10 protein-coding genes are annotated in these 9290 nt (G+C 39.7%); 4 read left to right on the top strand and 6 right to left on the bottom strand.

The genetic code is table 11. The features are described from left to right. Positions 1-197 precede the first annotated feature (197 nt). The 3 genes from COV43_03775 to COV43_03765 are packed head-to-tail and all read right to left on the bottom strand — an operon-like array spanning position 198 to position 3022. The gene (locus COV43_03775) at positions 198-1328 is read right to left on the bottom strand and encodes a Patatin (protein PIR25841.1); all 1131 of its coding nucleotides are present in this window, start codon (positions 1326-1328) and stop codon (positions 198-200) included. Next, entirely contained in the window at positions 1321-2181 is an 861-nt protein-coding gene (locus COV43_03770; GenBank protein PIR25840.1) for a mechanosensitive ion channel protein, read from the bottom strand. Before COV43_03770 ends, COV43_03775 begins: the two co-directional genes overlap by 8 nt. Beyond that, positions 2174-3022, bottom strand: a complete 849-nt coding sequence (locus tag COV43_03765; GenBank protein ID PIR25839.1) for a hypothetical protein — start codon at positions 3020-3022, stop codon at positions 2174-2176. Before COV43_03765 ends, COV43_03770 begins: the two co-directional genes overlap by 8 nt. A gap of 86 nt (positions 3023-3108) precedes the next feature. On the opposite strand from COV43_03765, the gene COV43_03760 reads away from it, so the two are divergent. Together COV43_03760 and COV43_03755 are read left to right on the top strand one after the other, a co-directional pair. Continuing rightward, positions 3109-3540 (top strand): ATP-dependent zinc protease, encoded by a 432-nt coding sequence (locus COV43_03760; protein PIR25838.1) that lies wholly within the window; start codon positions 3109-3111, stop codon positions 3538-3540. Between the two features lie 8 nt (positions 3541-3548). After that, positions 3549-4448, top strand: a complete 900-nt coding sequence (locus tag COV43_03755) for a 30S ribosomal protein S6--L-glutamate ligase (protein PIR25837.1) — start codon at positions 3549-3551, stop codon at positions 4446-4448. A gap of 10 nt (positions 4449-4458) precedes the next feature. Here the strand turns inward: COV43_03755 and corA are convergent, their stop codons facing one another. Both corA and COV43_03745 read right to left on the bottom strand, forming a co-directional pair. After that, positions 4459-5514, bottom strand: coding sequence for a magnesium and cobalt transport protein CorA (gene corA / locus COV43_03750; GenBank protein PIR25836.1), 1056 nt, complete (start codon positions 5512-5514; stop codon positions 4459-4461). Between the two features lie 27 nt (positions 5515-5541). After that, positions 5542-6561, bottom strand: coding sequence for a hypothetical protein (locus COV43_03745; protein PIR25835.1), 1020 nt, complete (start codon positions 6559-6561; stop codon positions 5542-5544). Between the two features lie 311 nt (positions 6562-6872). Between COV43_03745 and COV43_03740 the strand changes: the two genes are divergently transcribed. Next, complete coding sequence (locus COV43_03740) at positions 6873-7571, top strand: hypothetical protein (GenBank protein ID PIR25834.1); 699 nt, start codon at positions 6873-6875, stop codon at positions 7569-7571. A gap of 14 nt (positions 7572-7585) precedes the next feature. Here the strand turns inward: COV43_03740 and COV43_03735 are convergent, their stop codons facing one another. After that, on the bottom strand, positions 7586-8083 hold the full coding sequence (locus COV43_03735; protein PIR25833.1) for a hypothetical protein: 498 nt from the start codon (positions 8081-8083) through the stop codon (positions 7586-7588). Positions 8084-8198: 115 nt separating this feature from the next. Here COV43_03735 and COV43_03730 point away from each other — a divergent pair, with 115 nt between their 5' ends. Next, positions 8199-9203 carry a hypothetical protein gene (locus COV43_03730; protein PIR25832.1) on the top strand — a complete coding sequence of 335 codons (1005 nt, stop codon included), beginning with the start codon at positions 8199-8201 and terminating at the stop codon, positions 9201-9203. Positions 9204-9290: the final 87 nt, after the last annotated feature.

The following is a 9290-nucleotide window of genomic DNA, read 5'->3' as shown; positions in this document are numbered from 1 at the left end:
AACTATTTGAATTTATTTAGGATAGTGGTAACTCGAGCACACATTTTTTGCCATTATGCCCATCCTGAGTGGAACGAAGGATCTCCTCGGACAATTTAAGTATTTGACTATAGCAAAATCAGAATTGCCAGAGGAGATCACCACGTCGCTATGCTCCTCGTGATGACAAGGAATTGTTTGAGGAACTCCCGAGTTTTTTAGCGTCCGAAAAAATGTGCGATTTCAGCTTTTTTTGCCATGGCATCATGATAGCCAAGAGAAATAAGCCTTTTGGTAAAACTTGGTTCAAAAAGAAGGTAGCTCAAGAGATCTGAAGACTCTTTTTGGTTTCCAAGCCCTTTCAGCAAATAAGAAACCGTTCGCGGAAAATAACTCGAATAATCTTCGGCTAGTTTTCCCAAGTCTTCCGAAGGCCGTACAACACAGAAATCAATATTTTTAAACGGAATATCTTCCTTTGAAGTGACTCCATTCATAGCTTGGTTGATGTATTCAAGCCGCTCGAGGTCGATGTCGATGGAATCAAGAAAGACAGAGTTCAAGACGAGCCCGATAACTCTGGCAAGACTTGGAAAAATAACGGGAGCATTTGGATCTGGAAGAGGTTTCTTTTTTCTTACAGCAACCACAAACAATTTTTTCGCTCCCAATTTTATAGTAGCGCTCAAAGGCGTGTAATTCCTCAGTCCGCCGTCTCCATAGTAGTGACCATCAATTTCAACTGGGGGAAACAAAAGCGGAATAGAAGCCGATGCACTAATGTGTTTTAACCGAATATTTGTCCTGATGCCTTCTCGTCTAAAGCGTTTCCATCCTTCAATGGAATGTGTGCTGTCAAAAAAAACTTGGCTGAAACCGGAAGAATAATTAAACGCAGTGATAGCAAGTGCTTTGAGTTTTCCTTCGGTAATATTGCTGTGAATTTTATCTTCGTCGATGGTGGCTTTGAGAAAAGCAATGAGTGGGGTTGTGTCAAAAAGGAATCTTGTTTTTTTCTCTTTGTAAAATGACCCTAAACTTAATTGTGCAATCCACTGAAAAAAGTTTTTCAAAAAGGCATAAGTATTTATTTTGTAGACATCTTGTGAAGTAATGTTGGACCAAGCCAAACAAAGATCGCGAATGGCAATAGAAAAGTCGTCAATTTTGGCTGCCACAAAACCGGTGTTGATGGCGCCAGCACTGCTTCCGCTGAGCACAGAAAAGGGAGCAGCATCAGTTCTTCGTTTGCAAATAATTTTTTCAACAGCCTTCAAAACGCCAGCCTGATAGGCTCCGCGGGCACCGCCTCCAGATAAAACAAGGCCATAATTATTTTGTTCATTCATGATTTTCTTTTTTCTTTGGAATGTAAGTTTCAACAGGAAATGGTTTTGTATGTGATGCAGTACGAATACTGAAATGAGGATAAGGAATTTCAATGCCTTCGCGTTCGAAGGCTTTTTTTACTTCACTGTAAAAGGTGTTTCTTAATTCAAGATGATGTTCACGTTTAGACCAAAGTGAATATTGAATTTCAATGCCAGAATCTTTAAAGGATTTGAAAATGAAAAGAGGGCGAGGTTCATCAAGGCAGATAATATTTTTATTTGCCACTTCGTGGAGAACGTTTTTTACATGATCAATATCTTCTTTGTAGGCAACAAGAAGTTGTGCATCAAATCTACGAATAGGAAAACGTGTGTTGTTTGTTGATTTCGATTTCAAAACAACTTCGTTTGGAATGCGCACTAACAAGTTATCAAAGGTTCGAAGTTTAATTGAAAGAAGATCAGTGGAAAGCACTTCGCCAGTAACGCTGTCTATTTCGATAATATCGCCAACTACGAAAGGTCGTTCACCAATAAGGAAGAGGCCGCTGATGAGATTTGAAACTGCTGTTTGTGAAGCAAAGCCTAAGGCAACGGTAAGAATTCCCGCAGCGCCTAGAAGAATGCTCAGTGAAAAACCAAGTTCATTTAAAACCAAAGTGAAGAGAAGAAGAGAAAAAAGAAAGCTGACAATTTTCCACAGAAGCATCACTTGTTGTCGATTAAGATGTGAGGAAGTGAGTTTGAGAATGCTTTTTTTTGTGATGCGGAAAATAAAAAAGCCGACAGCAAGAATAACAAGAGCTCTTAAAAGAGGAATAAATTTTTCTGGGCCAAGAAGATCATGGAAATAAGTTAGAAACTCAGTCATCAGAAAAACCTCCAAACAGTAATTCGTCTGAAATTTCTTTTTTCTTTCCGAAGAGAATTTGAAACGTTCGCAAAGCAAGATTTGGCGTGCTTTTAATTCTTGGGTTGCAAATTCTTTTTTCCATTTTTACATGCAAAGGAGGTTTCGCTTTCAATTGTAAAGGAGCAAAAGGTGAATCGCTTTTCACTTCAAGCTTTACGGATTCTGTCCATAATTCTTGAGTTTCTGAAACGAACAACGATAAATAAGGAGTTGGTAAACTTAATTTTTTTAAGCAAAAAGGAAGCGCTGTCATGTTATGCACAATAACCGCTGTGGTTGCACGATGAGGCGTTAAAGGGATGGCGCTTAAATCGAGTTGTGAAAAGGTTTTGCTGGCATAGCAAAGTTGACCTTCTAAAGTATTTTCACCAAACCAAGTGTCTGAAGGGCGATAAAGAGGAATTTCGGCAAGCACTGTATGAGCGCTTTGAAGTGAAATATTAAGCCACAAAGGAGTGCTGACATACAGAAGCGCTTTTTCTTGAGGTAAAATGTAAAGCTCTTCTTCGGGCCGCGTAATGATTGGCCTATCCGCAAGCATAGGTGAAAGGTAAAGCTGATTATCTTCAGCAATTACGGCAAAATGAGAAAGACTTCCCTGAATGATTTCACTCTTTTTTTGAGTAGGAACTTCACATTCTAGGTGAGATGCAAGAGGGTCATTTTCTTGAGCTGATTTTACAACCCATTCATGCGTTTTATGTTCAATATGAAGCGAAAGTGGACCAATTTTCCAAAAACCGGCTTGATTCTTCTCAAGCTCATATTTTCCCCACCATATTTTCATGTAGAGACACATATGCCCATTCTTAAACCGTGTCAAAATGATACTTTCTTGATTGCTTTTTGGGAGGTCAAAGCATAGTCAAGCGCTCCGGAGGAGATATGAAAGAATTACTTATTATCGGGTGGCGTGAATGGGTAAGTCTTCCAGAGCTTGGCATTAAAGAGATCAAAGCCAAAATCGATACGGGCGCCAGATCTTCTTGTTTGCATGCTGAAGACATCGAAATTATTACGCACAAGAAAAAAGAGTTTGTGCATTTCACCATTGATCCTTTTCAAAACACAAAGAAAAAAGAAGTGAGAGTGAAGGCTCCTTTTTTGGAATACAGAAATATTCGAAGTTCAAATGGAAAAGTAGAACGAAGACCGGTGATTGTGACAGACATAGAATTGATGGGAAACGTTTGGCCTATTGAAGTAACACTTACAAGTAGAGATGTAATGGGGTTTAGAATGTTACTCGGAAGACAAGCTATTAAGAAAAAATTTTTAATTGATGCGCATAGATCTTTTCTTGCTCACGAAAGATAAAGGTAAAGATGAAGATTGGAATTCTCTCTCGAAATGACAAGTTGTATTCTACGCGTCGGCTTGTCGAAGAAGCAAAAAAACATGGACACGAAGTGCGTGTTATTGATTACCTTCGGTGTTACATGAATATTACTTCCAAAAAACCTGAAGTTTTTTTTCAAGGTCAAAAATTAGATTTTAATGCAGTGATTCCTCGTGTTGGTGCTTCGCATACGTTTTATGGAACTTCAGTTGTACGTCAGTTTGAAATGAAAGGTGTGGTGAACACAGCGTCGTCTCAATCTATTTTGAGGTCGCGCGATAAGCTGAGAAGCTTACAGCTTCTTTCCCGTAAAGGCATTGGATTGCCGGTGACAGGATTTGCTCATTCTACAAAAGATATTGATGGCTTGATTGAAAGTGTTGGCGGAGCGCCGCTTGTAATTAAATTGTTAGAGGGAACTCAAGGAATAGGTGTTGTGCTTGCTGAAACAAAGAAGGCGGCAGAGTCTGTAATCATGGCCTTTCGCGGGCTTGATGCAAATATTTTGGTGCAAGAATTTATAAAAGAAGCAAAGGGTGCCGACATCAGAGCTTTGGTGGTTGGAGATAAAGTGGTTGCAGCTATGAAGCGTCAAGCAGCACCTGGTGAATTTCGTTCCAATTTACACAGAGGTGGAACCGCTGAAAAAGTGAAGTTAACTCCTCAAGAAAGAAAAATTGCCATAGCAACGGCAAAAGCTATGGGGCTACGTGTTGCCGGGGTTGACTTGGTGCGCTCTAATCATGGGCCAGTTATTTTAGAAGTAAATTCATCTCCAGGTCTTAAGGGTATTGAAGAGTCAAGTGGGGTAAATGTGGCTGAAAAAATTATTCTTTTCCTGGAAAAAATCAAACACGCATCAACTCAAGATAGAGCAGAGGTCTAGCTGAAAAAAATCAGAGCCATTTTTTTCGTTTGAAAAGCAATAACATTCCTGCCGCGATCAGAATCATAATAATCCATAGAAGAGGATAAGAATATTTCCACTCAAGTTCTGGCATAAAACGAAAATTCATTCCGTATATACCAACAACAAAAGTAAGCGGAATAAAAATGGCAGCAAAAAGCGTAAGCACTTTCATCACTTCATTCATTTTATTGCTCACTCCGGAAAGATAGGTTTCAAGCAAGCTTGAGAGCTTTTCGCGAAGTGAATCTAGCAAATCACCAACTTGAATAATGTGATCATAAAGATCATGAAGATAAGGAAAGGTTTCTTTTTTGAAGTATTTCAACTCATCGCGAAGCAATGACGAAGCTATTTCTCGTGTTGGCCAAATAGCTCTTCGCAATCTTCTGCTTTCACTTTTTAAGTGGTGAATATTTTTTAACACTTCTTTCGATGGACTTTCTAAAATTTGCTCTTCAAGAGCTTCGGCTTTTTCAGTGAGGGTTTCTAAAACGAGAAAGTAATGATCAACAATGGTATCAAGAAGTGCGTAGAAGAGATAATCGGTTTCCAGCGCGCGTTCTCTCCAAGCGGTATTATGTATTCGCTCACGAAGAATTTTAAAAACATCGCCTTCTTTTTCTTGAAGCGTAATAAGGTAGTCTTTTCCTAGTATCAAACTTATTTGTTCGAGTTCTAAGGTAGATGTGTGTTCATTTACAGTTGCCATTTTTACAACGGCAAAAAGATGCGATTCAATTGATTCAAGCTTTGGGCGTTGTTGGGTGTCGATACAATCTTCCAAAATAAGAGGGTGAATCTCATATTTTTTTCGAAGCTCTTCAATAAGCGTGGCGTTGTGAAGGCCATTAATATTAATCCATTTGTTTTTTAATTTTTTTCGATTTTGAAGCAATTGCTCAAGTGAATTTTCTGTTGCTTCTACAATGTTCTCTTTGTCATATCTTAAAAGATTAATGCTGACAGTTGCAGTTTTCGCTTCTCCAATATAGGCAAGGGTTCCCGGAGCTTTTCCCAATTTGAATTTAGCAAATTTTCCCATATTTTTTCTCCGTTTTGTTTTCCACTTTTAATCAATGTTTTCGGTGTAATCAGCTAAATCTTTTACACGTACATACCAGGTTTTTCCTTTTTTTGTCCCTTTTAATTTTCCGCGATTGATGAGATTTCTAAGATAATCCGGAGAATAATTGTAGATATGAGCAAGGTCGGAAAGTGGTAGTTGAGCTTCGTTGTTCATATGTTCCACATTTATCTGTTTGAGGTGTGAAAGAGAATCTTCCAATCTTTCCACCACAATTGATACAAATTCATCAAAATCATTTTTTCGAATAAGTTTATCAACATCGCTTATCTTAAATTTCTTTCCCTTCTCAATCTCCCGATGTATTTTTTCAAAAATATCATCTGCCTTTTCAAGAGATTCGTAGTAACGATTACGGTCTTCTTTCGATACACCTTTGATAGCGATATTCATGAAACCGCATCCGATGAGGATATAGGACAGCAATATTCTTCCCGAGCGTCCATTGCCATCACGAAAGGGATGAATGGACTCAAACCACACGTGAGCCATTGCTGATAATCTCACAGGAGAATAAGTTTTTTGCTTGAGATGATGTGAAACCCATTTTACAAAAAGTTCCATGGCCTGTCTTACATAAAATTCATTAATGGGAGTAAAAGTTGAGAGAGAAACTTCTACTGTTTTGTTGCGAAATTCACCCAACTCTCCTTCATACAACTCCATCTCTTTTTCATATCGCATGAGCATCGTGTGAATTTGTCTTATGTCGGACATCCTGAGCGAAAATTCTTTTTCCTTGTATTGATTTGCCGCATATTCGTAAATTGTCGATGCTGCATCAAAATATCCCAGAATAGCAGCTGTTTTTTGTTTATCCGTGCGCTTATTTTTTTCAAGCACATCGATAAGGTCGGTGCGATTGGTAAAAATTCCTTCTATAGCGATGGAGTTGCGAATTTCGTCTTTAAAAAGTGAATACCATTCTTTATTTGAAACATGAATCAAGCGGCCAGATTTTTTTTGCAGCTCTCTTATCCCTTTTTTAATAAGTGACGCTTCCATTTTTACCGAACCTTCCGAACCATTGCTGTTAGAAAATAAGAATTAAGTAGATGATATATAAAGAATTGTTATAAAAAAACACATCGAATTATTGCTATGGTTCGGTAAAAATGGTAGCAGAATCTACAGCAAGGGCAAGGTTTATTTCACAAAATAACGAACCTAACGAACCTTGGTTTTCAGAAACATCCTTATAATATCAAACAAATATAGGCATAATTTGATCGTATCAATTGCATTGGTTCGCAATATGGAAGAAACCGGGGGCTCAAGTTATTTTTGAAAACTGCAACATTTCAAAAGGAGTAAAGATGAATACCGGAGTGCTTACCCTTGTGCCAAGTCCTATTGATGAAGAAAGTCCGCTAGAGCCTGTGGCCCTTCAACTTCTTCAACATGCTTGTTTAGATTTTGAACAACATCTTTTTCTTCTCGAGCCACCGAAAGAAGCTCGAAGAAGATGGCTTCGTTTTGGTTTGCCGCGAGAAGCGATTGAGCATTTTATTTACTTTAATGAACAGACGCAACTTGAGTTGGAAGATGAGATGATTGCAGAGCTTAAAAGAGGAAAAAACATTTTTTTGATGAGTGATGGGGGCTTGCCAGCTTTTTGTGATCCTGGCCAAAGTTTGGTTTCGAGATGTCATCGTGAAAAAATAAAAGTAACAAGCACTCCCTTTGCAAACAGCGTCCTGCTTGCATTTGCGCTTTGTGGTTATGAAACGAAACGCTTTTGCTTTGAAGGTTTTTTGCCCTCTCGTGGAGTGGAACGTAAAGAGGCTTTGGCAAAAGTACTAAAGAGGAAAGAACTTACGATTTTGATGGATACACCTTATCGGCTTTCTCAGCTTCTGCGCGAGTTGCACGAAGAACAGGCAAAAAGAGAAGTGTGTGTTGCGCTTGATTTGAATATGAAAAGCGAAGAGCTGCTTTTTGGACAAGCAGGAAAACTAGCTGCACAACTGGAGGGACAGAAGAGAGAATTTATTTTGCTGCTTGCGCCATCGTAAAAGGGCAATGCAATCTAGAAGAAGTAAAAACGTGCGCCGATGCCACCTGAGAAATCCACTTCCGTTTGTGGCGCAAATTCCATTCCTGGAGCAAGCTCGATAAAAATTTCGATGGGATACTCGGTGAAATGAGCGGCAAGGCCAACTGGAACAAGTAAGCCTGCTGAGTTTCTGCGATTGTTACGGTCTTTTTTATTGAAAGCAAACTTTCCACCAACTCCAGCATAAAAAGGAAACGAAACTTTTTCACTGGAGACCGGAAGTGTGAAAAAGTCGTACGTAACGTTCGTGATAAGGGTGAAAGAATCGTTTACAAATGACCATGCGGAGATGCCTTCGAAGGCCAATTTTTCGCTGATATAACCCTTGCCGGTGAAACCCGTGGGATCGCCCAAATAGAGGCCCGCGCCAAAACGCTTTCCTTCAGGGCCGTAATCATCAGCTTTTACGTGCGCCGTAAACAAGAGTGAAAAAAGGAAAAAAGACAGAATGAGGGAGTAAATTTTTTTCATGAGTAACGCCTAGCAAAGTATAGTTTTTGGGGCAAAGTATTTCTTCGGTTGCTTCAGCACTTTTTTGTGATAAACTCAGAGAATCAATTCAAAACAACATTTTAAGGAGGAAACCTTGAAGTATACACTTAGAATTCTTTTTTATTCCTCTCTCCTCTTTTTTTTCTCGCTCCACCTTGCGCCTGCTGCCAATGATACAAGCTCTCCAAAAGCTGGTTTTTCCGAACGCCTCATCGATCGTAAGCTTTCACAATTTGCGCAAGAGGTAGATGTGATTTTGGACAGCGCTCTCGATAAGAGGGGAAATCTCATTGTGGTGGGGCAAACCTATTCAAAAGCATTTCCCATGAAAAACGCGCTGAAATCTGAAAATTATGATGGCTCCGTTCAAGCTGGTGGAGCGTTCGATGGATTTATTGCAAAATATTCTCCGGAAGGGGAATTGCTGTTTTCAAGTTATCTTGGTGGTGAAAATCTAGATGAGGCGATAGCAGTGCAGGTGGATTCGCAAAATAATGTTTACGTCTGTGGATGGACAAAATCGAAGCAATTTTTGGGCGAAAATATTGAAGACGAAGTTAATGTTCCCGCGCGCTCTCTCAGAGATATTTTCCTCCTCACTTTCCATGGCACTTTTGAAGACGTCAATGTGAGACGCTACGGTGGTATCAATGAAGATCGCTGCCAGTCCTTGGTGATAGATGAGGAGAAACGCAGAATAGCCGTACTTGCTACTATTGATAAAGCCACTGCCGCATTTCCGTTCATTCGTGAAGAAAGCTCTTATCAGCCTGTAGCGGGTGGGGCTTTGGAAGGTGTTGTGCTCTCGCTTGATCTTGATTCGCTTGAGCCACTTTGCTCAAGCTTTTTAGGTGGAGCGGGAAATGACACTACGGGTGGTGCATTTTTTCACAAAGGGTCACTCTACATTGCTGGTACTACCTTTTCTGACCAGTTCCCGCAGAGTGAAGGTATAAAGAGTCTTGGCTTATCCGATGTATATATGCTGCAAATGAATCCTGAAGACTGTAGCTCTCGTCAGGCTTTCCGTTTTGGTGGAGAAAGCTTCGAAAATTTGACCTCGCTTGCCTTTGATGCCGAAGAAGAGATTGTGATCTGACCCCAGTTTCCTGGACAGTTGTCTAAGCGGCAAGGCTGATTAAGTTTTCATACTGATTGGGGCTCCGATAATCAAGCGAAGAATGTT

The sequence above is a fragment of the Deltaproteobacteria bacterium CG11_big_fil_rev_8_21_14_0_20_42_23 genome, from assembly GCA_002796345.1.
In the GTDB taxonomy this organism is placed as follows: domain Bacteria; phylum UBA10199; class UBA10199; order 2-02-FULL-44-16; family 2-02-FULL-44-16; genus 1-14-0-20-42-23.
The sequence above is the reverse complement of the archived record's forward strand: the minus strand, read 5'-3'. Positions and strand labels throughout refer to the sequence as shown.

Coding starts and splice junctions, on each gene's coding strand:
- COV43_03775 (PIR25841.1), bottom strand. CDS start 1,328: ATGAATGAACAAAATAATTATGGCCTTGTTTTATCTGGAGGCGGTGCC.
- COV43_03770 (PIR25840.1), bottom strand. CDS start 2,181: ATGACTGAGTTTCTAACTTATTTCCATGATCTTCTTGGCCCAGAAAAA.
- COV43_03765 (PIR25839.1), bottom strand. CDS start 3,022: ATGTGTCTCTACATGAAAATATGGTGGGGAAAATATGAGCTTGAGAAG.
- COV43_03760 (PIR25838.1), top strand. CDS start 3,109: ATGAAAGAATTACTTATTATCGGGTGGCGTGAATGGGTAAGTCTTCCA.
- COV43_03755 (PIR25837.1), top strand. CDS start 3,549: ATGAAGATTGGAATTCTCTCTCGAAATGACAAGTTGTATTCTACGCGT.
- corA (PIR25836.1), bottom strand. CDS start 5,514: ATGGGAAAATTTGCTAAATTCAAATTGGGAAAAGCTCCGGGAACCCTT.
- COV43_03745 (PIR25835.1), bottom strand. CDS start 6,561: ATGGAAGCGTCACTTATTAAAAAAGGGATAAGAGAGCTGCAAAAAAAA.
- COV43_03740 (PIR25834.1), top strand. CDS start 6,873: ATGAATACCGGAGTGCTTACCCTTGTGCCAAGTCCTATTGATGAAGAA.
- COV43_03735 (PIR25833.1), bottom strand. CDS start 8,083: ATGAAAAAAATTTACTCCCTCATTCTGTCTTTTTTCCTTTTTTCACTC.